The 26,546-nt window shown below is 72.3% G+C and carries 23 protein-coding genes and 1 pseudogene; 14 read left to right on the forward strand and 10 right to left on the reverse strand.

Annotated features, from left to right (window positions below; genetic code table 11):
- Nucleotides 1–71 precede the first annotated feature (71 nt).
- Both pfkB and ACQEVC_RS33730 read right to left on the reverse strand, forming a co-directional pair.
- Nucleotides 72–1,016, reverse strand: coding sequence for a 1-phosphofructokinase (pfkB, locus tag ACQEVC_RS33725; RefSeq protein ID WP_432885875.1), 945 nt, complete (start codon nt 1,014–1,016; stop codon nt 72–74).
- Nucleotides 1,013–1,774 carry a DeoR/GlpR family DNA-binding transcription regulator gene (locus ACQEVC_RS33730; protein WP_346256348.1) on the reverse strand — a complete coding sequence of 254 codons (762 nt, stop codon included), beginning with the start codon at nt 1,772–1,774 and terminating at the stop codon, nt 1,013–1,015. The genes pfkB and ACQEVC_RS33730 overlap by 4 nt, the downstream gene beginning before the upstream one ends.
- Before the next feature lie 534 nt (nt 1,775–2,308).
- Between ACQEVC_RS33730 and ACQEVC_RS33735 the strand changes: the two genes are divergently transcribed.
- From ACQEVC_RS33735 to ACQEVC_RS33745, 3 genes are all read left to right on the forward strand, one after another.
- Nucleotides 2,309–2,779: a ribonuclease domain-containing protein gene (locus ACQEVC_RS33735; protein WP_432885878.1), complete on the forward strand. Its 471-nt coding sequence runs from the start codon at nt 2,309–2,311 to the stop codon at nt 2,777–2,779.
- 97 nt (nt 2,780–2,876) lie between these two features.
- The gene (locus tag ACQEVC_RS33740) at nt 2,877–3,290 is read left to right on the forward strand and encodes a barstar family protein (RefSeq protein WP_432885880.1); all 414 of its coding nucleotides are present in this window, start codon (nt 2,877–2,879) and stop codon (nt 3,288–3,290) included.
- Nucleotides 3,291–3,401: 111 nt separating this feature from the next.
- Complete coding sequence (locus tag ACQEVC_RS33745) at nt 3,402–3,908, forward strand: DinB family protein (protein WP_432885883.1); 507 nt, start codon at nt 3,402–3,404, stop codon at nt 3,906–3,908.
- Between the two features lie 50 nt (nt 3,909–3,958).
- Here the strand turns inward: ACQEVC_RS33745 and ACQEVC_RS33750 are convergent, their stop codons facing one another.
- Both ACQEVC_RS33750 and ACQEVC_RS33755 read right to left on the reverse strand, forming a co-directional pair.
- Nucleotides 3,959–4,573, reverse strand: a complete 615-nt coding sequence (locus ACQEVC_RS33750; protein ID WP_432885885.1) for a TetR/AcrR family transcriptional regulator — start codon at nt 4,571–4,573, stop codon at nt 3,959–3,961.
- Nucleotides 4,566–5,366: an SDR family NAD(P)-dependent oxidoreductase gene (locus tag ACQEVC_RS33755; RefSeq protein ID WP_432885887.1), complete on the reverse strand. Its 801-nt coding sequence runs from the start codon at nt 5,364–5,366 to the stop codon at nt 4,566–4,568. Before ACQEVC_RS33755 ends, ACQEVC_RS33750 begins: the two co-directional genes overlap by 8 nt.
- A gap of 322 nt (nt 5,367–5,688) precedes the next feature.
- On the opposite strand from ACQEVC_RS33755, the gene ACQEVC_RS33760 reads away from it, so the two are divergent.
- From ACQEVC_RS33760 to ACQEVC_RS33770, 3 genes are all read left to right on the forward strand, one after another.
- Nucleotides 5,689–7,443 (forward strand): DEAD/DEAH box helicase, encoded by a 1,755-nt coding sequence (locus ACQEVC_RS33760; RefSeq protein ID WP_432885889.1) that lies wholly within the window; start codon nt 5,689–5,691, stop codon nt 7,441–7,443.
- An 81-nt stretch (nt 7,444–7,524) separates the two neighbouring features.
- Nucleotides 7,525–8,280, forward strand: coding sequence for a class I SAM-dependent methyltransferase (locus ACQEVC_RS33765; protein ID WP_432885891.1), 756 nt, complete (start codon nt 7,525–7,527; stop codon nt 8,278–8,280).
- A gap of 409 nt (nt 8,281–8,689) precedes the next feature.
- Nucleotides 8,690–10,045, forward strand: coding sequence for a glycoside hydrolase family 6 protein (locus ACQEVC_RS33770; protein ID WP_432885893.1), 1,356 nt, complete (start codon nt 8,690–8,692; stop codon nt 10,043–10,045).
- A 186-nt stretch (nt 10,046–10,231) separates the two neighbouring features.
- On the opposite strand, the gene ACQEVC_RS33775 is transcribed toward ACQEVC_RS33770, so the two are convergent.
- Nucleotides 10,232–11,545, reverse strand: coding sequence for an SGNH/GDSL hydrolase family protein (locus ACQEVC_RS33775; RefSeq protein ID WP_432885895.1), 1,314 nt, complete (start codon nt 11,543–11,545; stop codon nt 10,232–10,234).
- Nucleotides 11,546–11,889: 344 nt separating this feature from the next.
- Between ACQEVC_RS33775 and ACQEVC_RS33780 the strand changes: the two are divergent.
- Nucleotides 11,890–13,994: pseudogene (locus tag ACQEVC_RS33780) on the forward strand (glycosyltransferase); the annotation flags it as partial.
- Between the two features lie 220 nt (nt 13,995–14,214).
- Nucleotides 14,215–14,952 (forward strand): class I SAM-dependent methyltransferase, encoded by a 738-nt coding sequence (locus ACQEVC_RS33785; RefSeq protein WP_432885897.1) that lies wholly within the window; start codon nt 14,215–14,217, stop codon nt 14,950–14,952.
- On the opposite strand, the gene ACQEVC_RS33790 is transcribed toward ACQEVC_RS33785, so the two are convergent.
- From ACQEVC_RS33790 to ACQEVC_RS33800, 3 genes are all read right to left on the reverse strand, one after another.
- Complete coding sequence (locus ACQEVC_RS33790) at nt 14,912–15,718, reverse strand: AfsR/SARP family transcriptional regulator (RefSeq protein ID WP_432885899.1); 807 nt, start codon at nt 15,716–15,718, stop codon at nt 14,912–14,914. The two genes, ACQEVC_RS33785 and ACQEVC_RS33790, sit on opposite strands and share 41 nt — an antisense overlap.
- A 94-nt stretch (nt 15,719–15,812) precedes the next feature.
- On the reverse strand, nt 15,813–16,529 hold the full coding sequence (locus ACQEVC_RS33795) for a polysaccharide deacetylase family protein (protein ID WP_432885901.1): 717 nt from the start codon (nt 16,527–16,529) through the stop codon (nt 15,813–15,815).
- A 73-nt stretch (nt 16,530–16,602) separates the two neighbouring features.
- Nucleotides 16,603–17,604 carry a glycosyltransferase family 2 protein gene (locus ACQEVC_RS33800; RefSeq protein WP_432885903.1) on the reverse strand — a complete coding sequence of 334 codons (1,002 nt, stop codon included), beginning with the start codon at nt 17,602–17,604 and terminating at the stop codon, nt 16,603–16,605.
- 278 nt (nt 17,605–17,882) lie between these two features.
- Here ACQEVC_RS33800 and ACQEVC_RS33805 point away from each other — a divergent pair, with 278 nt between their 5' ends.
- From ACQEVC_RS33805 to ACQEVC_RS33830, 6 genes are all read left to right on the forward strand, one after another.
- Nucleotides 17,883–19,289 (forward strand): aspartate aminotransferase family protein, encoded by a 1,407-nt coding sequence (locus ACQEVC_RS33805; protein WP_432891859.1) that lies wholly within the window; start codon nt 17,883–17,885, stop codon nt 19,287–19,289.
- On the forward strand, nt 19,283–20,302 hold the full coding sequence (locus ACQEVC_RS33810) for an NAD-dependent epimerase/dehydratase family protein (RefSeq protein ID WP_432885906.1): 1,020 nt from the start codon (nt 19,283–19,285) through the stop codon (nt 20,300–20,302). Before ACQEVC_RS33805 ends, ACQEVC_RS33810 begins: the two co-directional genes overlap by 7 nt.
- Before the next feature lie 38 nt (nt 20,303–20,340).
- Nucleotides 20,341–21,309, forward strand: a complete 969-nt coding sequence (locus ACQEVC_RS33815; protein WP_432885908.1) for a UbiA prenyltransferase family protein — start codon at nt 20,341–20,343, stop codon at nt 21,307–21,309.
- Nucleotides 21,306–22,319 carry a glycosyltransferase family 2 protein gene (locus tag ACQEVC_RS33820; protein ID WP_432885911.1) on the forward strand — a complete coding sequence of 338 codons (1,014 nt, stop codon included), beginning with the start codon at nt 21,306–21,308 and terminating at the stop codon, nt 22,317–22,319. Before ACQEVC_RS33815 ends, ACQEVC_RS33820 begins: the two co-directional genes overlap by 4 nt.
- Nucleotides 22,316–23,374 carry a glycosyltransferase family 2 protein gene (locus ACQEVC_RS33825; RefSeq protein ID WP_432885914.1) on the forward strand — a complete coding sequence of 353 codons (1,059 nt, stop codon included), beginning with the start codon at nt 22,316–22,318 and terminating at the stop codon, nt 23,372–23,374. The genes ACQEVC_RS33820 and ACQEVC_RS33825 overlap by 4 nt, the downstream gene beginning before the upstream one ends.
- Nucleotides 23,375–23,670: 296 nt before the next feature.
- The gene (locus tag ACQEVC_RS33830) at nt 23,671–24,777 is read left to right on the forward strand and encodes an endonuclease/exonuclease/phosphatase family protein (protein ID WP_432885917.1); all 1,107 of its coding nucleotides are present in this window, start codon (nt 23,671–23,673) and stop codon (nt 24,775–24,777) included.
- A 109-nt stretch (nt 24,778–24,886) separates the two neighbouring features.
- Here ACQEVC_RS33830 and ACQEVC_RS33835 read toward each other — a convergent pair whose 3' ends face one another.
- Complete coding sequence (locus ACQEVC_RS33835) at nt 24,887–25,672, reverse strand: ABC transporter permease (RefSeq protein ID WP_432885919.1); 786 nt, start codon at nt 25,670–25,672, stop codon at nt 24,887–24,889.
- Nucleotides 25,672–26,523 carry an ABC transporter ATP-binding protein gene (locus ACQEVC_RS33840; protein ID WP_432885922.1) on the reverse strand — a complete coding sequence of 284 codons (852 nt, stop codon included), beginning with the start codon at nt 26,521–26,523 and terminating at the stop codon, nt 25,672–25,674. The genes ACQEVC_RS33835 and ACQEVC_RS33840 overlap by 1 nt, the downstream gene beginning before the upstream one ends.
- Nucleotides 26,524–26,546: the final 23 nt, after the last annotated feature.

Here is a 26,546-nt window from a genome sequence, read left to right on the forward strand (position 1 = left end):
ATGTCATGCCGTCGGCTCCGGGGGTCGGCCGACGTCCGGGATGCTGTCGCTGTGTTGCTGGCATGACCGGCTCACCCCTGCGGCAGCAGCGGCCGGACCAGGTCCGGTCGGGGGTGGAGTCGGACGGTGTTCCGGACCAGGTCGCCGGGGCCGGGCATCCGGCTGCCGGGCAGGCTGACCGCGGCGGCGCCCCAGGCGAGCCCTTCGGCGAGGGCGTCCGGGCCGCGCGCGCCGGCCGCCAGGAACCCGGCCAGCAGCGCGTCGCCGGCCCCGACCGTGCTTTTCGGCTGCGCCACCGGCGACTCTCCGGTGACCACGCCCGCCGCGTCGACCAGCACCGCGCCGTCGGCGCCGAGGCTGGCCAGCACGGTGCCGGCGCCCCAGCTCCGGAGCCGGGCGGCGGCGTCGACCACGTCGCCGAGGGACCGCAGCGGGGCGCCGACCGCCTCGGCCAACTCCTCCCGGTTCGGCTTGACCAGCGCCACGCCGGCCTCGGCGGCAGCCCGCAGCGCCGGTCCGCTGGTGTCCACCGCCAGCCGCACCCCGGCGTCGACCAGCCGGGCACAGAGGTCGCCGAAGGCCGCCACCGGCAGCCCCGGCGGCATGCTGCCGCAGGCCACCACCCAGTCGGCCGAGCCGGCCGCCGCCAGCACCGCCCTGGTGACCTCGGCGAACTCCGGCCCGGTCAGGACCGGGCCGGACTCGTTGATTTTGGTTACCGTGCCGTCCGGCTCGGCGAGGGTGATGTTCGACCGGGTACGGCCGGCGATCGGCACCACCAGCAGTTCGACGCCCTCGCCCTCCAGCAGCCGGACGAGCTGGGCCCCCTCCTCGCCACCGACCGGCAGCACGGCGCGGGACGGCACCCCGTTGGCCAGCAGGGCCCGGGAGACGTTGACACCCTTGCCGCCCGGGTCGAGGTGTGCGGAGGAGGCCCTGATCACCTCGCCCCGGACCAGCAGGTCGATCTCCATCGCCCGGTCCAGGCTGGGGTTGAGCGTGACGGTGAGGATCATGCCCGCACCACCCGTACGCCGGCCGCCTCGACGTCGTCGGCCAGTTCCTCGTCGACTCCGTTGTCCGTGATCAGCAGGTCGAGGTCGGCCAGGGTGCCGAACCGGGCCAGGTAGTCGTTGCCGATCTTGGTGTGGTCGGCGAGCAGTACCACCCGGCGGGCGGCACCGATCATCGCCCGCTTCACCGCCGCCTCGGCCGGGTCCGGGGTGGTCATCCCCCGCTCGACCGAGCAGCCGTTGGTGCCCATGAAGGCGACGTCGACGTAGAGCTCGGCGAGCGGGCGCAGTGCCCAGTCGTCCACCGTGGCCAACGTCTTGCCGCGCAGCCGGCCGCCGAGCAGCAGCACCGTGAGGTTGGGCTTCAGCCCGAGCGCGGAGGCCAGCACCGGAGAGTTGACCACCACGGTCAGCTCGCGGTCGGAGGGCAGCAGGTGCGCCAGCCGGGCGGTGGTGGTGCCGGCGTCGAGGATGACGGCACCCTCGTCGGGCAGCTCGGCCAGCGCCGCCTTGGCGATCCGCTCCTTCTCGGTGATGAGTACGGCGTCCCGGGCGGCGAGTGCGGGCTCGAAGCCGATCCGCTCGACCGGGATCGCGCCGCCGTGCACCCGGCGAAGCACGCCGGCCCGCTCCAGCACGGTCAGGTCCCGGCGGATCGTCTCCGCGGTCACGTTCATGCCCTCGGCCAGCGCCATCACGTCGACCCGGCCCGCCTCGCGGGCCAGACGCAGGATCTCCTGCTGACGTTCCTCGGCGTACATCTGTTGGATCTCCCGCCCGATTGCTTTTGCTTGCCTTCTGTTTACGCCCGTTCCTGTGGGCAGTCAACATCCAGCCGTAACAGTTTGGTCATCTGGTCACCGCAGCAGGGCCTGATCCAGGACATTCCGCCCGAGCTGGCATCGGCTTCCTCCCGAGCCGCCGCCCAGTTGGACTGCGTTGCGGCTGCCTGGGCAACGCCGGAACCAAACCGACAGGGATCTCCGTTTGTGTGGTTTCGCCGAGCCATGTCCGGGGCCGGAACCGGCCACCGCCCGGGTCGGATGTCCGGAGCGCACCGACCGTCCCCGACCCCGATCCCGATCCCGGCGGCGACGCGCTGATCGTCGGCAGGGAGCGCTGATCGTCGACGGGGAGCGCAGTGATCGTCGGTGCGGAGCGCAGTGATCGTCGGTGGGAACAGCCGGTGGCGCATCGATTAACTTCACCGCCAGCAGCTACCGGCGGGGACCTCGGCTGTCGAGGATGGAGCTGACCCGCACACCCCGCGGGCTCCGTCCGAACTGGAGGACACCTTGGCCGTATCCGCCGCTCCCCGCTGGACCGTCCGTCCCGTCCCGGCCACCCCGGCCCGGGCCCACCGGTTCCTGACCAGCTTCGCGATGCTGGTCACCCTGGTCGCCGGCCTGCTGGTCGGACCGGCCGTGATCGCACCGACCCGGACCGACTCCGCGTCGGCCGCTGTCTACAGCTCGTGCACCATGGCGCGCTGTGCGGACGCCCGGGCCGCCCGCAGCGGCTGGGCGAGCCGGGGCTTCCCCACCGCCCGCAACTGGTACTCGTGGAGCGGCGGGCTCTACAACTACGCCGGTGGCCAGCACTTCAACCGCGAGGGCCAGTTGCCGGCCAACGCCACCTACTACGAGTACGACGTCTACCCGCGCAACCGCGGTGCGGCCCGGGACGCGTACCGGATCGTGGTGAACAAGGCGACCGGGGCGACCTGGTTCACCCCGAACCACTACACGGACTTCTACCGGCTCTGACGACCGCACCGGACGCCCGGCCTCCCGCCCTCGGCGTACCGTCGCCCTGGCAGCAGCAGCCGTCCGGTCGGGAGGCCGGACCGACCGAGGGACCACCATGCCCGACCAGTCCGACCCGGTAGTTCCGCCCTGGCTGACGGTGTCGGCCGACCCGCCGGCCCGGGACTCCGCCGTGCTCGCCGGGGCCGGAAGCCGTACCCGGGCCGCCCTGTTCACCGAGTGGGCGGCCCGGCTGGACTTTCCGGACTACTTCGGTCGGAACTGGGACGCCTTCGAGGAGTGCCTCACCGACCTGGTCGCGGAGCGGCCCCGGACACTGGTGGTGACGGACGCGGCGGAACTGCTCGCCGACGAGCCACCGGAGCAGCTCGGCATCCTGCTCGGCGTACTCGACACGATCGCGGCCGGTGCGGCCGACCCGACCGCCGGGCCGGCGTTGCGGGTGCTCCTGCACCCGGGTCCGGCCGATCCCGACGCCCTCCGCCGCCGGATCGGCGCCGCGCTCGCCTGATGGCGCGGGCGTGGGTGGCCTCGACTTCCCACGAGTCGGGTCCGCCGACTCTCCGTGACTCCGGTCCAGCGACGACGGGCCGTGTCACACCCGGCGCCTAGCATCCGGACCGTGCGCGACGACCGTTTCCAGCTCCCGGCCGACGCCGACGAGCGGACCGTCCTGACCTGCTTCCTCGACTGGCACCGGGAGGCGCTGGTCCGCACCTGCGCCGGGCTCTCCGACGAGCAGTTCCGGCGGCGCGCGGTCCCCTCCTCCGATCTGACCCTGCTCGGCCTGGTGCGGCACCTGGCCGGCGTCGAGCGTTGGTATTTCCAGGCGGTGGTCGCCGGGAACTTCCCGGGCAGTCTCTACACGGCGACCGATGACGACGACGAGGACTTCAACGACCTCGACTCCGCCACCGGCGAGAGCGCGTTCGCGATCTGGCGGGCCGAGGTCGCGCAGTCCCGCCGGATCGCCGCCGAGCGTCCGTTGGGGGCGCTGGGCACCCACCCGGTCACCGGTCAGGCCCTCTCGCTCCGCTGGGTGCTCAACCACATGATCGACGAGTACGCCCGGCACAACGGCCACGCCGACCTGATCCGGGAGGCCATCGACGGGCAGGTCGGCGAGTAGCGGCATGGCCGGGCGCTGCCTTCCGGGCCGTTGCGCCGCGGCCGGCTCGGTCAGCGAGGTCCCGGGTCGGCCAGCAGTGCGGCGACGGTGCGGGCCATCACCGCCCGGGCCTGCTGCACGCCCAGCCCGAGCCCGTCGCGCAGCATCGACCAGCTCGGCCACATGCTGCTGGCCACCAGCGCGTGCACGAGTTGCTCCCGGCCGGCGCCGGCCCGGTCGAGTTCGTCGGCGAACAACTCCTCGACCTCGGCGCGGACCCGGTCGACGTGCCTGAGGCGCTTGCGGCGCAACGCGGCGGAGACCGGCTCCCGCAGCTGCGCGGCCCGGGCGGCAGGCGCGATCAACTGGAGCAGCCGGGCCCGCTGCCGGCAGTACGCCTCGACCCGCTCGGCCAGCGGCAGCGCCCGGGAGATCGGCCGGTGGGCCGCCTCCTGCTGCCGGAGCACCTGCTCGCCGCTGGCCTCGACGAGGGTCTCCATGTCCTTGAAATTGGTCCAGAGTGTCCGCAGCGACACCCCGGCCCGCTCGGCGATCCGCTCACCCGTCGGCCGGAGGTCACCCTCGCCGATCAGCGCGAGGTGCGCCTCGACGATGGCCGCCCGGGAGCGTTCCGCCCGCGCGTTGCGCCCGTCGACCCGGACCGCCGGTGAAGCCCGGTCAGTCATCGGCCGGCCGTTCGAGGTCGCGCTGCACCCGGTTCATCCCGTGCAGCCAGCGGTCCGGGTCGGCGGCCCGCCGGGTGTAGTACGTCGCCACCTCCGGATGCGGCAGTACCAGGAACCGGTCGTCGGCGAGTGCCGCCACCACCAGCTCGGCGACCTGCTCGGGGGTGACCGCCCCGGTGGCGAGCAGGGCGGCGCCGGGCCCCTCGCCCCGCTCCAGCATCGGCGTGCGGACCCCTTGCGGGCAGAGCGCCTGCACGACGATGCCCCGGTGGGCGTAGCTCGCCCGCAGCCACTCGGCGAAGGCCACCGCCGCGTGCTTGGTGACCGAGTACGGGGCGGCGCCGAGCAAGGTGAGCAGACCCGCCGCCGAGGCGGTGACGAGGAGCCGGCCACGCCCGGCCGCCAGCCAGTCGGGCAGCAGTTCGCGGGCGGCGTACACCTGGGACATGGTGTTGACCCGCCAGGCGTGCTCCCAGGTCTGGTCGGCGGCGTCCAGCCCGCCGGTGCCGGGCACTCCGGCGTTGGCGCAGAACAGGTCGATCCGGCCGAACCGGTCCCGGGCGTACCGGACCAGCGCGGCCACCCCGGCGGCGTCGGCCATGTCGGCGGGGAAGACCTCGCCGCCGATCCGGGCCGCGACCGCCCGGGCAGCGTCGGCGTCGAGGTCGTTGACCAGCACCCGAGCGCCCTCCGCGGCGAACCGGGTGGCCAGCGCCGCGCCGATGCCGGAACCCGCCCCGGTCACCACCACGGCCGCGCCGGGCAGGACGAAGCCACGACTTTCTGCATTCACGATGCAGATACTACCCCGACCCCGACCCCGCCGCGGCCTCCCCCGACCCCGACCCCGCCGCGGCCTCCCCCGGCCAGTCGATGCGCTGAAGGGCTGGGCCCGGCAGGCAGACGGCCAGTCGATGCGCTGAACGGTCGGCCCGGGAGCCGATCGGTGCGCCGGCCACCGGGCGGACCGTTCCGCCGCCGATCGGTTCGGCGCCGGGGCGCCGCCGCACGATGGCGCCGCCGGGCGACGAGAAAGCCCGCCCGGCGGGCGGTGGCCGGCCGGGATCCGCCGGTCGCCGCATCGCCCGGTTCGGCGTGGTGAAAAGCTGATGGGTATGAGTTCCGACAGCGCACCACCCGCTCCGCCGGTCAGCACCAGCCCGAACGACCCCGGCGACGACTCCGGCACCTTCGCGGACCTCGGGCTGCGGACCGAACTCCTGGACGCGCTCGGCACGCTGGGTTACGAGGAGCCGACCGCCATCCAGCGGACCGCCATCCCGCCCCTGCTGGCCGGCCGGGACCTGCTCGGCCAGGCCGCCACCGGGACCGGCAAGACCGCCGCTTTCGCGCTGCCACTGCTGCACCGGCTGCCGGACGAGCCGCGCTCCGGGGCGCCGGCGGCGCTGATCCTGGTGCCGACCCGGGAACTGGCCGTGCAGGTCTCCGAGGCCATCCACCGGTACGGCCGGAACCTCGGCGTACGGGTGTTGCCGATCTACGGGGGCCAGCCGATCGCCCGGCAACTGCGGGCGCTGGACGGCGGGGTGGACGTGGTGGTGGCAACCCCGGGACGGGCGCTGGACCACATCGCCCGGGACACCCTGCGACTGGCGGGCCTCGGCACTGTGGTGCTGGACGAGGCGGACGAGATGCTCGACATGGGTTTCGCCGAGGACATCGAGGCGATCCTGCAACACGTACCCGAGCAGCGGCAGACGGTGCTCTTCTCCGCCACCATGCCGGCCCGGATCGACGGGATGGCCCGGCAGTACCTGCGGGACCCGGCCCGGATCGAGATCGGCCGGCAGCCCGCGCCGACCGGCACCGCCCCGCTGGTCCGGCAGACCGCGTATGTGGTCGCCCGGGCGCACAAGCCGGCCGCCCTCGGCCGGGTACTCGACGTCGAGGCGCCGACCGCGGCGATCGTCTTCTGCCGCAGCCGGGAGGAGGTCGACCGGCTGACCGAGACCATGAACGGTCGCGGCTACCGGGCCGAGGCGCTGCACGGCGGGATGACCCAGGAACAGCGGGACCGGGTGATGGGCCGACTCCGGGCCGGTACCGCCGACCTGCTGGTGGCGACCGACGTGGCCGCCCGGGGGCTGGACATCGAGCAGCTCACCCACGTGGTGAACTACGACGTGCCATCGGCTCCGGAGTCGTACGTGCACCGGATCGGACGGGTCGGCCGAGCTGGCCGGCAGGGGGTGGCGATCACCCTCGCCGAGCCCCGGGAGCACCGGATGCTCAAGACCATCGAGCGGACCACCGGGCAGCGGATCTCGATCGACAAGATCCCCACCGTGGCCGACCTGCGGACCCGGCGGTTGGAGATGACCCGGGCGGCGCTGCACGAGAGCCTGCTGGAGGACGACCTCGAACCGTTCCGGGTGATCGTGGAGACCCTCACCGACGAGTTCGACGTGATGGAGGTGGCGCTGGCGGCGGTGAAGCTGGCGCACGAGTCGGCGGGCGGCGGTCCGGTCGACGAGGAGGAGGACATCCCGCAGGTGGCGTTCCGGACCGACCGGGACGGGCGGGCCCGGCGCGACGGTGGCCGGGACGGTGGCCGGGACGACCGGCGCGGCGGCCGGCCCCGCTCCGGCGACATGGCCTGCCTGTTCATCGGGGTCGGTCGGCGGGCCGGCATCCGCCCGCAGGACCTGGTCGGGGCGATCACCGGCGAGACCGGGGTCAGCGGCCGGGAGATCGGCTCGATCGAGATCGCCGACCGGTTCTCACTGGTCGAGGTGCCGAGGTCGGCGGCGAACGAGGTGATCACGCGGCTGCGGCAGAGCACCATCAAGGGCCGCAGGGCGACGGTACGCCGGGACCGGGAGGTCGGCAGCGACCAGCGCGACGGCTGAACCGAGGTGCCAGCGGGTGCGCGGGAACGCGCCCGTCGGCACCGGCCGGTTGGACGGAACTCATCGGAGGAGGGGTGGTGGGTGGACGGGGCAGATCCGGACCGCTGGTCGGCGGTCGCGGCCGGCTGGGCCGAACTGTGGGGCGGCTTCGCCGAGCCGGTCTGGCGGGTCGTCGTGGCGGCGAGCGGCATCGGGCCCGGTTCCCGGGTGCTCGACGTCGGCTGCGGCGGTGGTGACCTGCTCGGATATCTCGACCGGCTCGGCGCGGTGACCGCCGGGGTCGACCCGGCGCCCGGCATGGTGGCGCTGGCCCGGTCCCGGGTGCCCGCCGCCGACCTCCGGGTCGGCGACGCCGAGCGGCTGCCCTGGCCGGACCACACGTTCGAGCTGGTGACCTCGGTCAACGCCGTGCAGTTCGCCGAGGACACCCTGGACGCGCTGGCCGAGTGCGTCCGGGTCACCCGGCCCGGTGGCCTGGTCGCGATCGCCAACTGGGCGGAGGGCCGGCACAACGACCTGGACACCGTCGAGCGGGCCGTCGCGGACGCCGCCGGCGAGGAGCCGCTGCCCGACGGCGAGTTGCGGCAGCCCGGTGGCCTTGAGCGGCTGCTCGCCGACGGTGGGCTCGACGTGGTGGCGGCGGGGCTGGTCCCGGTCCCCTGGTACGCGCCCGACGACGACGCGCTGGTACGTGGCGTGCTACTCGGCGAGGACCCGGAAACGATGGCCGCCACCGCGGCGACGGTGCGCGACGCCGCCCGCCCGTTCCGGCAGCCGGACGGCGGCTACCGCCTGGACAACGCGTTCCGGTACGCCGTCGGCCGTACCCCCGGCTGACCGTCCGGCCGCCCTGAGCCGATACGTCGGCATCCGGCGAGGGCCGTGGCGCGTCCTCGCCGGGCGGCCGCCGGTCCGACTTGCCCAGGGCAGGGCGCCTGCTGTGCGGGTACCGGAGCCGATCGAGCGGCGCGGCTGCCGACCGTCCGGTACGGACGCTCCGGGTGTCCCGATCATCCTGCGTCCGGCCCGTCCCGGAGCGGTGAACCTTTTTCAACCTGAACCGCACGGCGCGCACGCACCGCGTCCGACCCTGCGGTCCGAGGGACCGCACGGGGAGGTTGAAAAAGGTTCAGTGACCGGACGACAGCGGCGCCCCGGCGACCGGGCGGACCAGATAGTACTATCAATTCATAGTCATCAATAGCTGTCCCCCCGGACGGCTGGATCTCGCGGGGTGAGCGAAACCATGAGACTGCCGCTACCCGTACCCGCGTCGGCGGGACCGCGTCGGGCCCTGACCATGCTGACCGCGCTGGCCCTGCTGGCCGGCTCCGTCTCCTCCCCAGCCCGCGCCGCCGAGGTCGAGAGAGGTCCGGTGGACAACCCGTATGTCGGTGCGACGGCGTACGTGAACCCGGAGTGGTCCGCCCGGGCCCACGCCGAACCGGGCGGGGCGGCCGTCGCCGACCAGCCGACCGCGGTGTGGCTGGACCGGATCGCCGCCATCGACGGCACGCCCGGCCGGATGGGGCTGCGCGGCCACCTGAACACGGCACTGGCGCAGGGCGCCGACCTGGTGCAGCTGACCCTCTACAACCTGCCCGGGCGGGACTGCAACCGCCGGGTCAGCTTCGGTGAGCTGGCCATCGACGAACTCGACCGGTACCGGACCGAGTTCGTCGACCCGATCGTGGCGATCCTCGCCGACCCGAGCTACGCGGGGCTGCGGATCGTCACCGTCGTGGAGCCGAACTCGCTGCCCAACCTGGTCACCCACACCTCGCCCCGCCCCGCCGCGACCGCCGGCTGCGACCGGGTCAAGGCCCAGGGCAGTCACCTCGCCGGCATCGGCTACGCCCTGGCCCGACTGGCCACCGTGCCCACCGTCTACGCCTATCTGGATGCCAGCCACCACGGCCAACTCGGCTGGTCGACGGACGGGGCCGCGACGGCGGCGCTGCTGCACCAGGCGGCCACCACCGCCGGCAGCACTCCCTCGGCCGTGCACGGTTTCACCGTCAACGTCGCCAACTACTCGGTGCTGCGCGAGCCGTACCTCGACGCCGACGACGTGGTGAACGGCCAGCCGGTGCGGGAGACGGCCTGGATCGCCGGCAACGCCTACGTCGACGAGTTGCCGTACGCCCAGCAACTGCGCCAACTGCTGGTCGCCAGCGGCTTCTCCGCCCGCGTCGGCATGCTGGTCGACACCTCGCGCAACGGGTGGGGCGGCCCGGCCCGGCCCACCGGCCCCGGACCGTCGACCGGCGCGGAGGAGTACGTCGAGGCGGGCCGGACCGACCGGCGCGGCTACCTCGGCAACTGGTGCAACCAGGTCGGCGCCGGACTCGGCGTACGGCCGGTCGCGGCGCCGGAGGCCGGCATCGACGCGTACGCCTGGATCAAGCCGCCCGGCGAGTCCGACGGTGCCAGTGACGTGCTCGGGGCGAACCGGCCGTACGAGCCGATGTGCGACCCGACGTACCGCCCGCACCTGTTCCCCACGGTGACCAGCGGTGCGATGCAGAACGCCCCACCGGTCGGCGAGTGGTTCCCGGCGCACTTCCGGCAACTGCTGTCCAACGCGTGGCCGCCGCTCTGACCGGCGGGGCACCGGACGCCAGCACCGCCGTACGCCCTGCGCGGCGGTGCTGGCGTCACGCTGCGGCCCGGTCACCGCGATCCGCACGCCGCCCGGCCGGGGCAGCCGGGTGGGCTCACCGCCCGGACGTGTTCGTCGCGCTTCGCGTCGGTCATCGTCCGTCCCTCCTGGAGGTGGCGGCTCGGCTCAGCGCAGCGCCCTGGCGACCGCGGTCGCGATCAGCTCCGCCCCCGCGTCGTTGACGTGCAGCCGGTCACCGGCGTCGAACTCCGGTCGCAGTGCGTCCGGGTCCGCCGGGTCGGCAAGGAGCCGGTCCAGGTCGACCAGGGCGTCGTACCCGACACCCGCCCGGAGCGAACCGTTCACCCGGTCCCGGACCGCCTCGTTCGGCGGGGTGTCGTAGCCGAACGCCCCCTTCCACGGCGGAATTGTCAGGCCGACCACCTGGATCCCCCGCCGGTGCGCGGCCCGGACCAGCGCCCGGTGCCCGTCGACGACGTCGGCGGCGGTCACCACCGGCGAGGCGCCGCAGCCGAAGTCCGGAAAGCCGCCCCCGCCGATGTCGTTCGTGCCGAGCAGGACGACCACGGCGCGCACGCCCGGCTGGCCGAGCGCGTCCCGGTGGAACCGGGTCAGCCCCCGCTCGCCGTAGCAGGGCGAGTCGGCGAGCAGCTTGTTGCCGTTGATCCCGACGTTGGCCACGCCCAGGCGGCGACCTCCGGCGACGAGACGCTCGGCCAACTGGTCCGGGTACCGGTTGTCGGCACCGGGGCTGCTGCCGTGGCCGTCGGTGATGGAGTCGCCGAACGCGACCACCGTGCCCCAGGCGGCGTCCCGACCGTCGGATCCGCCCCGACCGGCCCGCCGGGGTGCCGGCCCGGAGACGTCGACGCCGGTCAGGTAGTACCACGAGTGGCTGGTGGCACTGCCGAACACCTCGGCGCCGGGCTCCGTTCGCCGGTCGCCGGTGGCCCGGTAGGTGGTGGTGAGGGCGCCCTGGTGGAACGTGGCCGGCCCGGTCCCGTCGGCGAAGTAGAAGGTGACGGCCAGCCGGTCCAGCGCCGCGACTCCGAGGCGCACCGGGTCGGATACCACCTCGGCCCCGGCCGGGACGGTCACCGACGACCGGTGCTGGAAGGTGAGTGGCCGCAGGGTACCGGACCGGACCGTGGCGCCACCGCCGGAACTGCCGACGCTCGCACCGGCCAGCCGCAACGGCTGCGTGCCGTACCGGTTGGAGAGCCGGACCCGTAGTGTGGTGCCGCCGACGCTGACCCGCACCACCTGCCGTACCGACTCGCCGGTGAAGCCGTCGACCGACCAGTTGGGCCCGTCCCAGTCGTTGCCCGGCACCGGGTGGTGCACGCCGGCCGCCCAGGCCGCCGACCAGTCCGCCGTCCCGGCCGCCCCGGCGGCGCCGACCGGTACGGCCAGCACGGCCAGCACGGCCGCCGTCACGATCGCGGCCGCTGCGAGGCCGCGTGCTGTTGGAGATCCCACGGTACTTTCCTCTCCTCCGATGGTTCGTCGATCCGGCGTCCGGTGCCACCGGCCTCGACGCCAGCTACTCTGCGGGGCGGGCCTTACGGTTCGCTTACGCACCGACGGTCACCCGATGGTCGGTCCCGGCTGTCCCGGTACCTGTGCGACGACGCACCGCCGGGCACGCTCGGCTCCCCCTCGACGGCACCGGTGCACCGTGCCGGGGACGACCCATGTTCTGTTCACCGTCCGCCGAGGACCGCCGCCGTCGCACTGGGTAATCCAGGCCGGTTCCAGAAATTGCGGTACGCCGATTGCTACCGTTTACCGGCCCGCCGGGAAAAAGGGGGTGACCAGGCGCATTGTCTCCACTCGACCACACCGTCGACCCGCAATTCGCGCGGGTGTCGGTCATCGTCCCGAACTACAACAAGGAAAAGACTCTCCGGGCCTGTCTCGGGGCGATCTACGCGCAGACCCGGCCGGCGGCCGAGGTGATCGTCGTCGACGACGCGAGCACCGACCGGTCCCGGCAGATCGCGGCCGAGTTTCCCTGCACCCTGCTGGCGTTCCCGGTGAACCGGGGCGTCTCCGCGGCCCGGAACGCCGGGGCCGCCCGGGCCGGCGGGGACCTGCTGTTCTTCGTCGACTCGGACATCGCGCTGGCGCCCGACGCGCTGGCCGGGGCGGTGGCCGAGTTGCGGACCCATCCCGGCTGCGGCGTCGTACAGGGGATCTACGACCTGACCCCCCTGTTCGCGGACGGGCCGGTCGAGTCCTACAAGACGCTCTTCGAGCACTTCTGGCGGCGCCGCGACGTCGGGGTCACCGCGATCACCATGTTCGCGCTCACCGCCGTCCCCCGGGCGGTGTTCGAGCTGGTGGGCGGCTTCGACGAGCGGCTGCGTGATGCCGAGGACATCGAGTTCGGCACCCGCCTGCCAACGTCGTACGAGATCCGCACCAGCGACCGGGTCCTGGGCCGGCACGACGACGTGGACCGGTTGGGGCCGTACCTGTCGGAGCACTTCCGCCGGGCCCGGACGTACGCCGGGGCGGTCGTCGCGGCGCGCTGGGCGCCCGGACCGGCGCCGTCCACTGCGGAATCCGCCGACCGGCGGGCGCCGCACCGGATCGACCTCGGCTCGGTGGTCGGGCTGCTGGGCAGCGCCCTCGCGGTGGCCGGGCTGGCGCTGGCCGCCTGGTCGCCGTGGCTGCTGCCGGTGCCGCTGGGCGGGCTGGCCGCCTTCCTCGGCGCGGACCGGGCGCTGCTCGGGTTCGCGCTCCGGCAGCATGGGGCGGGCTTCCTGCTCTTCGCCACCGCGATGCGGTTCCTGACCCACCTGACCGAGTTCGCCGGGCTGGCGCTCGGGCTGGGTCGGGCACTGCTCCGGCGCCCCCGGTCCGGCCCGGTCGCCCCACTGGCCCCGGAGTCGACCCGGTGACCGGCTCGACCGGACCCGTCGGCCCGTCGGGCTCGACCGGTTCGACCAGTTCGGTGGGCGCGGTGGTCGAGGCGGTGCGGCGCGCGGTCGAGCGGCGGTCCGGTTGGTGGCGGCGGGTCAACCAACTGCTGGTCGTGGTCTTCGTGCTGGCCCTGACGGTCGGGCTGGTGCTGTTCCTGCGGGCCCAGGACTGGACGCCGGTGCGCGCACTGGCGCAGCGGCTCGATCCGGTCCAGGTCGGACTGGTACTCGGCGGCGCGCTGCTGATCAACTCGGTCGGGCTGCTGCTCGGGTACCACTCCTGGCAGGCGCTCTTCGTCGATCTCGGCGCGGCGGTGGACCGGTGGACCGCCGCCCGGCTGTTCTTCGTCGGGTTCCTCGCCAAGTTCGTCCCGGGCCGGTTCGTCGCGCTGCCGGTGCTGCTCCGGCTCGGCAAGGAGATCAACGTCGGGGCGGTCCGGCTGGCCGGCGTCTTCCTGCTGAGCTGGGTGGTGGTCGCGCTGACCGGGATGACCGTCGGCCTCGCGGCCGGACCGGCGGTGTTCGACCGGGCGGCCGGGTGGATGCTGCTCGCCGTACTCCCGCTGGTGGCGCTCTTCGTCCGCCCGGACCTGCTCAACCGGGGACTCGCCGGGACGGCGCGGCTGCTGCGGCGGCCACCGCCGCAGGTCAGCGCGTCCCGGGCCGGCATCCGACGGGCGATCACCACACAGTCGCTCTCCTGGGTGATCTCCGGGCACCACCTCTGGCTGCTGGCGGTGACCGCCGGCGCCCCACCGCTGCGCTCCTACCTGGTCTGTGTGGCCGGCTTCGCCGCCGCGACCGTGGCCGGGTTGCTGGTGATGGTCGTCCCGGACGGGCTCGGCGTCCGGGAGGCGGTGCTGATGGTGGGGCTGGCCACCGTGATGCCGGTGTCCGTCGCCGCCCCGGTGGTGTTGACCAGCCGGCTGGTCTGCGCGGTCAGCGAGGTGGCGGTCGGCGCGGGTGGGCTGCTGCTCGCCCAGTACGTCCACCGGCGCCGGCTCGGCCTCCGCAGGGCTGTCGACCCCGCGCTGACCGGCTGACCCGACCTCCCTTCCGGCCGGTCCGCCGGCCAGGAACATCGATAGCGTCATTCCCGGATCGTCCGGGATCCGTCCCACGTCGAGAAATGTCGGTGACACCATGTCGAATGCGTTGGTCCGTGCGGTGGCGCGGCTGATCCGAGTTCCGGTACGGGTGCTGGTCCGATCCAATCCGAGAATGAACAGGGCGTGGTGGAACGCGCAGTACGCGTTGGGGTTCTGGCGCTATCTCGACGACATGTCCGACGGGAACATGCCGCTGTCGCTGATCGAGACCTGGGCGCCCCGGCCGACGATCCTGGACCTGGGCTGCGGCACGAGTGCGAACCTGCCGCTGGCGCCGGGTCGCTACCGGCACTACCACGGCGTGGACCTCAGCTCCCGGGCGATCGAGGCGGCTCGGGCGCTGGACCGGCCGGACACGTCGTTCGAGGTGGCCGACATCCGCACCTTCGACACCGCGCGGCGGTACGACGCGATCCTGCTCCGGGAGGTCGTCTACTACCTGACCGAGGCCGAGGCCGCCGACCTGCTACGCCGGCTGCCCGCGATGCTGACGCCCCGGGGCCGGATCGTCGTGCAGATCTACCACGAAGCCCCTGCCGAGGAGTTCGCCCGGGTCGTCCGGGCCTGCGGCCTCTCCGTCGCCGAGGAGGTCCCCGCGCGCCTCGGGGACAGTCCTGCCGGTGCCTTCTTCGTCCTCACCGGCCCGGAGGCGACCGGACGGGCCGGTGGCTCCAGGCGCGGCGGATCCGCCGGGTTGGATTCCGCCGAGCCGGTCGTCGAGCCGGGTCACGTCCAGTCGGGCCACGCCGAACCGGGTCACGCTCCTTCGAGCCGCGCCCGGTCGGGCCGTGCCGAGCCGGTCTCCGGGATCAGACCGGGACCCGCCGCTCCCACCACGGCCGCACCGTGACCGGTTCGCTGCGCAGCAGCCGCCGGTGCAGGTCCTGGAGCCGGTGCCCCGGCTCCACCCCGAGCCGGTCGGCCAGGGTGACCCGGGCGTCCTCGAAGGCGGTCAGCGCCTCGGCCCGCCGCGAGGTCTGGCCGAGGACGACCAGCAGCAGTTCCCAGAGCCGCTCCCGCATCGGCTGCTCGGCGAGCATGCAGCGCAGCTCGGAGACGAGGTTCTCCACGTCCCCGAGGAGCAGCCGTACCCCGGTGGCCTCCTCCACCGCGTCCTGACGCAGCTCGGTGAGGCGGATCCGTTCCGCCTCGGCCAGCGGCCCGGCCGCCTCCTGGAGCGCCAGGCCGGACCAGCGGGCCAGCGCCTGCTGGAAACTGCCGAGCGCCCGGGACAACTCACCCTGGGCCCGGGCCGCCCGGGCCACCCTGACGTCGTGCTCGAACCGGGTGACGTCGACCGCGAACGCCGGGATGTCGAGGGTGTATCCCGGCCGGGTCGAGCGGAGCACCCGGGCCAGTGCCGGCGGCCGGCCGGGATGCTCCAGCACCCGGCGCAGCCGACCGATGTAGGTGTGCACCATGTTCTCCACCGAGTCGGGCCGGCGCCCGTTCCAGACCGCGTCGACGATCTGCGGCACCGACATCACCATCCCGCAGCGCAGCGCCAGTACGGCGAGCACCTCCCGCTGCCGGGGAGTGCCCAGGTAGAGGTTGGTGCCGCCCCGTTCGGCCCGGATCGGGCCGAGCAGCAGGATCTTCAGGTCGTCTTCCGACATCTTCGTTTCCCCCTAGACAGGCATCGCTGCTTCCCCCCGCACGGCCGGGCGGCACTGCCCGGCGTCGTCGTACGACAGAACGGCACGTCGTCACCTACCGGTCGGCACCCGGTACGACGAACCGCAGTCCCCGGTCGATCAGCCGGGGCAGCACGGCCTCCAGAGCCGCGACGGTCTGTGACCGGTCGCCGCCGCCGTCGTGGCAGAGCAGGACGTGCCCGGGTCGGCTCCGGGACAGCCGCCGGACGATCCGGTCCACTCCGGGGCTGCGCCAGTCGCTCGGGTTGACCGTCCAGTCCACCGGCACCAGGCCGAGATCGGCGGTGGTCCGCAGTACCGTCGGCGACCAGTTGCCGCCGGGCGCGCGGAACAGCCGGGGCGTGATCCCGACGGCGTCCTCGATCCGCCGCTGCGCCGCCACGATCTCGGTACGCAGCCGCCGCGCCGGCAGCGCCGCGAACGGCTGCGGATGCGACATCGAGTGGTTGCCGACCAGGTGGCCGGCGTCGCGGATCCGACGGGCCAGTTCGGGGTGCTCGGCGACCCGGTCGCCGATCAGGAAGAACGTGGCCCGGACCCGGTACCGGTCGAGCAGGTCCAACATCCGGGGCGTCCACTCGGGATGTGGCCCGTCGTCGATGGTCAGCGCCACGCTGTGCCCGGCCACCCCGAAGACCGGCCGGTGCCGGTCGCCGAGCATCGGCCGGCGGCACCGGAACTGCTGGGCCCGGAGCGCGAACAACAGGTAGTGCAGCGCCTGGGCCGAGAGGTATGGCCAGGAGATCCGCCCGGTGCCCGGCTCCGCGGTCATCGCCGCCCCGCCTCGTCCGGGCCGGGGTTCCGCCGGACCGGAAGCCGCGCCCGCTCGGCGATCGACGACCCGTTCATCGCGGCGATTTCGCGTCGGCCACCCGGGCCGGGCCGAAGTCCCGGTCCACCAGGTGCCGCAGCCCTCCGACGACGGCACCGGCGACGACGGCCAACTGGACGAGCAGGTGCACCCCGTAGAAGAAGATCGCGAAGCCGGGGCCACGCCGGCGTACCACGAAGCGCAGCAGTCCCGGGTCGGCGGCGACGAAGAGCGCCAGCAGGGCGAACGGGACCGCCAGCAGTACCGGGGCGTAGAGGCCGAGCGGAAGGGTCAGCGGCACGAGAGCGGCACCGAGCAGCCCGGCCGGGGTGTTGGCTCGGATCCCGGCCGGCCCGCGCTCGGCCCGGGCGACCGGGACGAGGAGCTGGGAGCGGCCGAACTGCTTGCGCAGCAGCCGGCCCAGGTGGCTGTCGTCGTCGTGCCGGCAGACCACCGTGTCGGTCAGCACGATGCCGTACCGGTCGCCCATCCGGTCGCCGATCTCGACGTCCTCGGAGGCGCGCAGCCGCTCGTCGAATCCGCCGACGTCGGTGAAGACCGCCCGGCGGATCAGGCAGACCGCGAAGAGTGTGGTGCGGACCCGGCCGACGTGGCGCAGCCGCCAGTAGTGGCCGTGCAGCAGCCGGTACGCCTCGACCGGACCGTCGTCGAACAGTGGCCGCAGCGCGTAGATGCCGTGTACGCAGGCGACGTCGGGCTGCTCGGTGAGGATCGCCAGGGCGTTGCCGAGGGCGTCGGGCTCGGGCGCGCAGTCGGAGTCGACGAAGAACAGCAGCTCACCGGTGCTGGCCCGGATGCCCCGGTTCCGGGCGGCCGCCGGTCCGGTGTTGTGGTCGGTGACCAGCAGCCGGCACGGGAACTCGGCGGCGATCTCCCGGGTGTCGTCGGTGCTGGCGTCGTCGACGACGACGACCTCGGTGACCGGGTGCCGTTGGGCGTAGACGGCCGCCAGGCACGCGCGGAGAGTCTTCGAGCCGTTGTGTACGGGGATGATGACCGACACCGTCGGCGACATGTTCGCCCACCTCAGCGGGATTGCGGGACAACCGTCCGGGACATTGACATTCCGAGATCTACTCCGTCGCGACCAAGCTATCCAGTCGGTTGTCGACTGGCAAGCGTTGCCTTACGTAGTCAAGGTTGCGTACAGCACCGGTCCAGAGAAGATCCCGTACCAATCGATAGCGTCACGACATGCCCAATCTGGTCAGCCTGTCCGATTGCGATCGACTCACCGTTCGCGAGGTGCACGACCTCTATCGTCGTTACGTCAACGCGAGCCAGGTCAGCCTGATGACCTCGTTCGGGTTCGGCCGGGAATTGGTCGACCACGCCGAAGGCGCACACCTGGTGCTCCGCGACGGCCGCCGCGTCCTCGACCTCACCGGAGGCGTGGGCGTACTCAACCACGGCCACAACCATCCGCGCATCCTGGCCGCCCGGCAGCGGTTCGCGTCTCAGCGGCGGATGGAGGTGCACAAGACGTACTTCTCGCCGTACCTGGCGGCGCTCGGCCACAACCTGGCCCAACTCCTCCCCGGTGACCTGCGGATGTCGTTCCTGCCCAACTCGGGTGCGGAGGCGGTCGAGGGGGCGGTGAAGCTGGCGTACAAGTACCACGGCGGCCGGCGCGGCACCATCCTGCGGGCCGACTGCGGGTTCCACGGAAAGCTGCTCGCTTCAGGTGGGCTGACCGGACAACCGTCGTTCAGCTTTCCCACCATTCCCGGCATAGTTCCATTTACCTATGGGAATCTGGACTCGGTCCGGGAGGCCGTCGAGGCACATCCCGGCGATGTGTACGCTCTCATCGTCGAGCCGTTCAGCGCCTCCACCGTGACATGGTGCGATGAAGATTTCCTCCGTGGCATTCGGGAGATGTGCGACCGGCACGACATCGTGCTCATCTTCGACGAGATCTACACCGGTTGGGGTAAGACCGGCAGCCTCTTCTACTTCATGCGGTATCCGGGGCTGGTGCCGGACGTCCTTACCACATCCAAGTCATTCGGCGGTGGAAAGTCATCGATTTCTGCATTCGTCGCGCGGGAAAGGGTGTTCCGGAAGGCGTACGACAACCTCACCGACGCGCTTCTGCAGAGCACCAGCACCACCTACTACGGGATGGGCGAGGAGTGCGTCACCGCGCTGGAGGCGATCAACATCGTGGTGGAGGACGACTATCCGGCCCGGGCCCGCGAGCTGGAGCGGGTACTGGAACCGGCGTTGAAGCGGCTGGCCAAGGAGTACCCGGACGCGGTGGGCCGGGTCGCCGGGGCGGGCGCGCTCTGGGGCGTACAGATCGACGGCGGCCCGAAGATCCTCGACCTGGTCGCCCGGCTAGCCCCCGCCGGGATGGCCCGGGACCCGAGGTTCAAGGCGAAGCTGGTCACCTGCGCGGTGATCAACGCGCTCTACCGGGACCACGACATCTTCACCTACTACACCCTCAACGGCCGCAACCCGCTGATCCTCGGGCCGTCCCTGGTCACCGACCCGGCCGACGTGCAGCGCGCCACCGACGCGCTCGGCGAGGTGCTGGAGCAGGGCCTGGCCAAGCTGGTCACCCGGTTCGTCGCCCAGAAGGTGGGGTCCACGCTGAACCCTTTTCAACCTGAACCACGCGGCGCTCACGCACAGCATTCGACCCTGCGGTCCGACGGACCGCAGGGAGAGGTTGAAAAGGGTTCACTGTGGTGATCACCGTGACCGGGGCGGCCGGGATGCTCGGCTCCCGGCTGGTCGAGCGGCTGACCGCCGACGGGCACCAGGTGTGCGGGGTGGATCTGCGCTCGGATCCCGGCGTCACCGTGGTCGGCGACATCCGGGATCCCCGGGTGATGGACCGGGCCACCGACGGTGCGACGGCGGTACTGCACTGCGCGGCGGCGCTGCCCAGCTACCCGGCCGCGGAGATCCGTTCGATCATCGTGGACGGCACCGGAAACGTGCTGCGGGCCGCCCGGAAAGCCGGGGTGGACCGGGTCCTGCACGTCTCGTCGACCGCCGTGTACGGGCTGCCCCGCCAGGTGCCGACGCCGGAGGAGCACCCCCGGGAGCCGGTCGACACGTACAGCGCGGCGAAGGTGGCCGCCGAGGAGATCGCCGAACGGTACCGGGCCGGTGGTCTGCCGGTCGCGATCCTGCGGCCGAAGACCTTTCTCGGGCCGGGCCGGATGGGGCTGTTCGCGATGCTCTTCGAGTGGGCCGAGGAGGGCCGGAACTTCCCGGTGCTCGGCCGGGGCGACGTGCGGATCCAGATGTTCGCCGTCGACGACCTGGTCGACGCGGTGCTCACGGTGCTGGCCGCGCCGGACGAGGTGGCCGACGACACCTACAACCTCGCCGCGGAGCGGTTCCGCACCCTGCGCGAGGACTTCCAGGCGGTGCTGGACGCGGCCGGGCACGGCAAGCGGGTCATCGGGGTGCCCGCCCGGCCGGCGCTGTTCACCCTGGAGCTGCTGGATCGCAGCCGGCTCTCCCCGGTGTACGGGCGGCTGCTGCACAAGCTCCGGCACGACTCCTACGTGAGCATCGACAAGGCCGCCGAGCGGCTCGGCTTCGCCCCGAAGCTGTCCAACGAGGACGCGATCCTGCGCACGTACGAGTGGTGGCGCGCCGAACGCCACCTGGCGCGGCCGTCGCGGGACGGGCGGACCAGCCGCGACCCGTGGCGGCAGGGCGCGCTCTCCCTCGCGAAGATCTTCTTCTGATCGGAGTCGAAGGTGTCTTCTGCTGATCGGAGTCGAGGGTGACCGCCGTCGAGACCGTCGTCGAGACCGCCGTACCGGCCAGCCCGGGGCGCAGCCTCCGGGTCCCCCGGCTCGCCCGGCAACTCCTGGTGCTGACCCGACCCGGCCACGCGGTCAAGAACCTGCTGGCCGTACCGCTGGCGCTGCTCGACACGCCACTCTGGACCGGGTCGGCGGTGCTGCGTACCGGCTGGGCGGTGCTGGTGTTCACGGTGGCCGCGTCGACGATCTACGTCGTCAACGACATCGTGGACCGCCGGCTGGACCGTACCCATCCGGTCAAGCGCCACCGCCCGGTCGCCGCCGGCCTGGTCCCGGTGCCGCTGGCCTGGCTGCTCGCGGTCGGGCTGGCCGGGCTGCTGCTGGGGCTGGTGCTGGTCGGCCCCGAGCTGCCGTGGTGGCCGCTGGTCGGCTACCTCTGCCTCAGCGTCGCCTACAGCCGGTGGCTCAAGCACCTGCCGATGCTGGACATCTGCGTGGTCGCCGCCGGCTTCGTGCTGCGGGTCCTCCAGGGGTACGCGGCCACCGGGGCGGCGCCGTCCGGGCTGCTGCTCACCGCCGTCTTCGCCGGCTGCCTGGTGCTGATCCTCGGCAAGCGACGGCACGAACTGGCCGCCGCCGGGTCGGCGCACCGGCCGGCGCTGGCCGGCTACAACGTGCTGCTCGCCGACCACCTGCTCGGGCTGAACACCGCGCTGGCCAGCACCACCTTCCTGCTCTACCTGAACACCGACGCGCCACTCGGGCACTGGCGCCCGGTCACCCTCGCCGTGGTGGTGCCGCTCGGGCTGCTCGCCGCGTTCCGCTATCTCCAGGCCGTCCTGGTCCGGCAGTCCGGCGGCGACCCGATCCGGGCCCTGCTGCGGGACCGGATGATCGTGGCCAGCGGCGTGCTGATCGGCGCCACGCTGACCCTGGCGGAACTCGGTGCCCGCTATCCCAACCTGGTGAACTGGATGGAGAAATGAACATACCGCTCGTCTCGGTCATCGTGCCGAACTACAACTACGCCAGGGCACTCGGGCTGTGCCTCGGCGCGCTCCGGGCCCAGACCTATCCGAACCTGGAACTGATCGTGGTCGACGACTGTTCCACCGACGACTCGGTCGCGGTCGCCGAGTCGTACGGGGCGCGGGTGCTGCGTACCCCGACGAACTCCGGACCGGCGGCGGCCCGCAACCTCGGGGCGGCGAACGCGCGCGGCGAGATCCTGTTCTTCGTCGACTCGGACGTGGCCGCCAAGCCGGACGCGGTCGCCAACGCGGTCGAGCTGCTCAGCGCCGACCCGCAGATCGGGGCGATCTGCGGCAACTACGATCCGGTGCCGCTGGTCCGGGACAGCCTGCTGGAGGAGTACCGCTGCCTCCAGCAGTCGTACTGGCTGATCGCCGACGAGGGGCGGATCATGACCCTCTACACGGCGCTGCTGGCGATCCCGGCCCGGGTCTTCGCCGAGATCGGGCCGTTCAACCCGAGGCTGCGGGAGACCGAGAACGCGGACTACGGGATGCGGCTCGCCCAGCGGTACCAGATCTGGCTCTCGCCCCGGGTGCGCGGCGTGCACGACCACGACGCCGACCTGGGCGTGCTGATCCGCAAGGTCTTCACCCGCACCGCACTGCACATCCCGATGTACGCCCGCAAGCCGGAGTTCCCCGGCGGGCTGAGCAGCGGGCCACGCGCCTGGGTCAGTGTCGCCGCCCTGCTGACCGTGCTGACGTGCGCGCTGCCGGTGCTGTTCGGCCCGGCGTTCCTGGCGGTGCCGCTGGCGACCCTCGCCGCCTGCCTCGCCGGTGACCTGCCGATGTACCGGTTCGTCCGCCGGGAGCGCGGCGTGCTGTTCCTCGGCTACTTCGTCGCGATGCACTTCTTCCTGAACCTGGTGATCGCGGTCGCCGCGATCTCCGGGGTGGCCGCCTGGCTCGCCTCGGGCCGGTTCCGTGGACTCTACGACCGGCCGGAGGTGGCCACCCGATGACGGTGAACGGTACGCGGCCGGGCGACGGCCCGCTCGTCTCGGTGATCGTGCCAAACTACAACTACGCCGAGTCGCTGGACCTCTGCCTGCGGTCGATCCTGGACCAGACGTATCCGAACGTCGAGATCCTGATGGTCGACGACTGCTCGACGGACCAGTCGGTGGCGGTGGCCGAGGCGCTCGGCGTACGGGTGGTGAGCACCGGCCGCAACGGCGGCTGCGGCCGGGCCCGCAACATCGGCGCCGCGCACACCAGTGGCGAGCTGATCTGCTACGTCGACTCCGACCTGGTGCTGGCCCCGGACGCGGTGACGAACGCGGTACGGCTGATCCTCGGCGACCGGCGGATCGGCGCGGTCTGCGGGATCGAGGACCCCGAGCCGCTGCTGCACGACACCGCGGTGGCCCGGTACCGTGGCCTGCAGTATCACTACTGGTCGATCAGTTCGGAAGGTGACGTGTCGTTCCTCTTTCCGGCCGTCTGCATGCTGCGCCGGCACGTCTTCGAGGAGATCGGCCCGTTCAACCCGGGGCTGCGGCACACCGAGGAGGTCGACTACGGCTACCGGTTGAGCCGCCGCTACCGGCTGGTGCTCACCTCGCTGGTCCGGGGCCGGCACGACCACGACCACGAGCTGCGCGGGCTGCTGCGCAAGCTGTTCCACCGGGGACGGCTGCGGATTCCGCTGTACGCCCGGGCCCGCCGGTTCGGGCAGGGGTTCGAGACCGCCGCCCGGGCCTGGGGCAGCCTGGCCGCGTTCGGCGTACTGCCCGCGCTGGTGGTGCCGCTGCTGCTCGGCCTGTGGGGGCTGGTCGTTCCGGCCGGGCTGCTCGCCGCCTCGCTGGCCTGCGACGCCGGCATGTACGCCTTCGTCCGCCGCCGGCACGGCGTACCCTTCCTGGCCTTCTTCGCCGGGCTGCACTTCCTGGTCAACGTCACCATCACCGCCGGGGTCGCCACCGGCGCGGTGCAGTGGCTCGCCTCCGGCACGTTCCGCCGGCTCTACGACGCCTCGTTCCCGGTCGACCCGACCCCGCTGCGGGGTCCGGCGTGACGATCGCCGCTCCCGGCAGCGACGGGCTGCTGCCCGGGGGGCCGGCCACCGGCACTCCGGGCGCCGCCGACGCACCGGAGACCGGCGCCAACCCGGCGGCCGGTGACACGGCGATCGCCACCGGCGCAGCGCCGACCAGCGGCACAGGGCCGGCGAGCGACACGGCGACCGTCGCCGGCACCGGGTCGGCCGTTGGCACACCGTTGAACCTTTTTCAACCTGAACCGCGCGGCGCTCACACACCGCGTCCGACCTCGCGCTCCGACGGACCGCAAGGGGAGGTTGAAAAAGGTTCATTGATCGGTGCGGAGCCGGCGGCCGATGGTGCCCGGCCGGGCCGGACCCGGCGCGGCTGGCGGTGGTGGCTCTACACCGGACTGGTCGCCGCCGGGGCGCTCTGGCTGGCCTTCACCGTGGCGCACCTGGTGCTCAGCGGTCGGTGGTGGCTGTGGCTGGCGGTGGACGCGGTGCCGCCGCCGGCCTTCCTCGGCGTACCGCTGCTGTTGGCCGGGGCCGCCGCGCCGTGCCGCCGGTCACGCCGGCCGGTGGCGCTGCTGGCCGCCGCCGCGCTGCTGCTCGGCGGGCCGCTGTCCGGGCTGAACCTGCGCGGGCTCTCCGACGGTGACGGGCCGGCCCCGGCCGACGCGGTCCGGGTCTTCAGTTGGAACACCGGGTACTGGGACGAGGGCGGCCAGACCGCCGGGATGTACGCACTGCTCCGGTCCGCCGATGCCGACGTCTACCTGCTCCAGGAGTACTGGTACGAGCACTCCGCCGGGCCGGGCGAGGCGGAGTCGGCCCGGCTGCGTGCCGAGTTCCCGGGCTTCCACGTCGCCGTCGCCGGCGAGTTGGTGACGCTGTCCCGCCATCCGATCCTGCGCCGGCTGCCGCTGGACGCCCCGGACATGCCGCCGCCGCTGTGGGGCACGACGGAGCAGTGGCGGTACAAGGTGCTGCGTACCGATCTCGACCTCGGGGCGGGGCGGGTGCTGTCGGTCTACAACCTGCACATGCCGGTGCAGTTGGTGCCGGACCACAGCCCGCTGGGCGGGGAGTTCTACCGGGTGATCCGGCAGCAGCACGCGCAGCGCGAGCCGCAGTGGCGGGCGCTGGCCCGGGACGTGGCGGTCAATCCGCATCCGATGCTGCTCGCCGGTGACCTCAACACCAGTCCGGCAATGGGCGACCTGGCCAAGCTGCCCGACCGGCTGCGAGACGCCAGCTACGCGTCCTCGGCGCGTTATCCGGCGACCTGGTCGGACGGGTCCGGCTGGCCGCGCTGGTGGCGGCTGGACTGGGCTTTCGTCTCGACGGCGGTCCGGGTGCACTCGTACCGCTTCGGCGGGTCGACGAACGGCACCTCCGACCACCGCCCGCAGCAACTGGTGGTCTCGCTGCGGTAGTGCACCGACCCCGTGGTTCTACTGAACCTTTTTCAGCCTGGACAGCGCGGTGCGTCGCCCCGACTCCCACCTACGGCCACGACGAACCACAGGGGAGGTGGAAAAGGGTTCACTGTTTGGCGACGGAGTCGTGCCAGGGAATGACGAGTCGTTTCGCGGTGGTGACCGCGAGATACAACACCGAACCCAGAACAGCGAGGATCACGATCACCGCGAACAACGTCGGCGCGTCCAACGAGTTCAGACTCGACACCACCAGATAACCCAGACCCTCACTACCACCCAGGAACTCACCCACGATCGCACCGATCACCGCGAACACGATCCCCACCTCCGCCCCCGCGAAAATGTACGGCAACGTCGACGGCAACTCCAGATCCCGAAACGTCGCCCACCGCGACGCCCCCAACCCCCGCATCACATCCCGATGACCCCGATCCACCGACCGGACCCCCAACAACACATTCAACATGATCGGAAAAAACGCCAGGATCACCGCCATCACAATCTTCGACGTCATCCCGAACCCGAACCAGATCACGAAAATCGGCACCAACGCCACCTTCGGCACCACCTGAAACGCCACCATCGCCGGCTGCACCGCCCGCTCCAACCACACCATCCGACCCAACACCGCACCCAACGCCGTACCGACCAACAACGCGATCACAAACCCGAGCAACACCTCCACCAACGTCACCCGCACATGCGCCCACGTCGCCGGATCGTCCAACATCCCCACCAACGACCGCCCCACCTGCAACGGCGCCGGCAGGATGAACTCCGACACCCCCACCACCGACACCGCGAACTGCCACACCCCAAGAAACAACAACAGCAGAATCGGAGAACTGATCCACGGCAGCAACCGGCCGACACCCTCACGCTCACCCATCAGGACTCCTCGTCCAGTTCCAACCGCAGCCCCCGCACAACCCGCTGGAACCCCACCGACGCCTCGGTATCCACCGACCTCGGCCGCTCCAGAGACACCGACGTCACCGACCGGATCCGACCCGGACGCGGCGTCAACAACACCACCCGATCCGCCAAAAACACCGCCTCCGAAATCGAATGCGTCACGAACACCACCGTCGCCCCCGTCGCCGCATGAATCGACTGCAACTCAAGATTCATCTTGTCCCGCGTCAACGCATCCAACGCCCCGAACGGCTCATCCATCAACAGAATCGACGGCCGCGAACTCAACGCCCGCGCAATCGCCGCCCGCTGCCGCATACCCCCCGACAACTCCCGCGGATACGCCCCCTCGAACCCCCGCAACCCCACCAACTCGCAAAGCTCCTCCGCCCGCGCCACCCGACCCTTCCGATCCACCCCCCGCAACTTCAACGGCAACCCGATATTCTCCGCAATCGTGAACCACGGAAACAGATTCGCCTCCTGGAACACCAACCCGACCTGCCTGAGCGCCTCATCATTACGCGACGCACCCCGCCAGATCGACTGCCCATTCGCCGTCACCGACCCCGACGACGGCGGCAACAACCCCGACAGGATCCGCAACAACGTCGTCTTCCCACACCCCGACCGACCCACCAACGACACGAACTCACCCCGCCGGATCGACAGACTCACATCCCGCAACGCCTCGACCCGACCCCGCCGCGCCTGATAAACCTTGTTCACCCCGACAAGCTCAAGCTCCACCGACCCCAACTCCAGCCGCGAGGAGCCCGCCGTCACGGCCGTCGCGTTCTCTTCCACCGTCGCCTCTCGGGTCACGTCGATTGGATCCCGGCCGGCCG

The sequence above is a fragment of the Plantactinospora sp. CA-294935 genome (assembly GCF_050936445.1).
GTDB lineage: Bacteria > Actinomycetota > Actinomycetes > Mycobacteriales > Micromonosporaceae > Plantactinospora.

Excerpts from the sequence above, each read along its gene's own strand:
- pfkB (WP_432885875.1), bottom strand. The coding sequence starts at position 1,016 with ATGATCCTCACCGTCACGCTCAACCCCAGCCTGGACCGGGCGATGGAG.
- ACQEVC_RS33730 (WP_346256348.1), bottom strand. The coding sequence starts at position 1,774 with ATGTACGCCGAGGAACGTCAGCAGGAGATCCTGCGTCTGGCCCGCGAG.
- ACQEVC_RS33740 (WP_432885880.1), top strand. The coding sequence starts at position 2,877 with ATGCCCGACCAGTCCGACCCGGTAGTTCCGCCCTGGCTGACGGTGTCG.
- ACQEVC_RS33750 (WP_432885885.1), bottom strand. The coding sequence starts at position 4,573 with ATGACTGACCGGGCTTCACCGGCGGTCCGGGTCGACGGGCGCAACGCG.
- ACQEVC_RS33760 (WP_432885889.1), top strand. The coding sequence starts at position 5,689 with ATGAGTTCCGACAGCGCACCACCCGCTCCGCCGGTCAGCACCAGCCCG.
- ACQEVC_RS33770 (WP_432885893.1), top strand. The coding sequence starts at position 8,690 with ATGAGACTGCCGCTACCCGTACCCGCGTCGGCGGGACCGCGTCGGGCC.
- ACQEVC_RS33785 (WP_432885897.1), top strand. The coding sequence starts at position 14,215 with ATGAACAGGGCGTGGTGGAACGCGCAGTACGCGTTGGGGTTCTGGCGC.
- ACQEVC_RS33790 (WP_432885899.1), bottom strand. The coding sequence starts at position 15,718 with ATGTCGGAAGACGACCTGAAGATCCTGCTGCTCGGCCCGATCCGGGCC.
- ACQEVC_RS33795 (WP_432885901.1), bottom strand. The coding sequence starts at position 16,529 with ATGACCGCGGAGCCGGGCACCGGGCGGATCTCCTGGCCATACCTCTCG.
- ACQEVC_RS33800 (WP_432885903.1), bottom strand. The coding sequence starts at position 17,604 with ATGTCGCCGACGGTGTCGGTCATCATCCCCGTACACAACGGCTCGAAG.
- ACQEVC_RS33805 (WP_432891859.1), top strand. The coding sequence starts at position 17,883 with ATGACCTCGTTCGGGTTCGGCCGGGAATTGGTCGACCACGCCGAAGGC.
- ACQEVC_RS33820 (WP_432885911.1), top strand. The coding sequence starts at position 21,306 with ATGAACATACCGCTCGTCTCGGTCATCGTGCCGAACTACAACTACGCC.
- ACQEVC_RS33825 (WP_432885914.1), top strand. The coding sequence starts at position 22,316 with ATGACGGTGAACGGTACGCGGCCGGGCGACGGCCCGCTCGTCTCGGTG.
- ACQEVC_RS33835 (WP_432885919.1), bottom strand. The coding sequence starts at position 25,672 with ATGGGTGAGCGTGAGGGTGTCGGCCGGTTGCTGCCGTGGATCAGTTCT.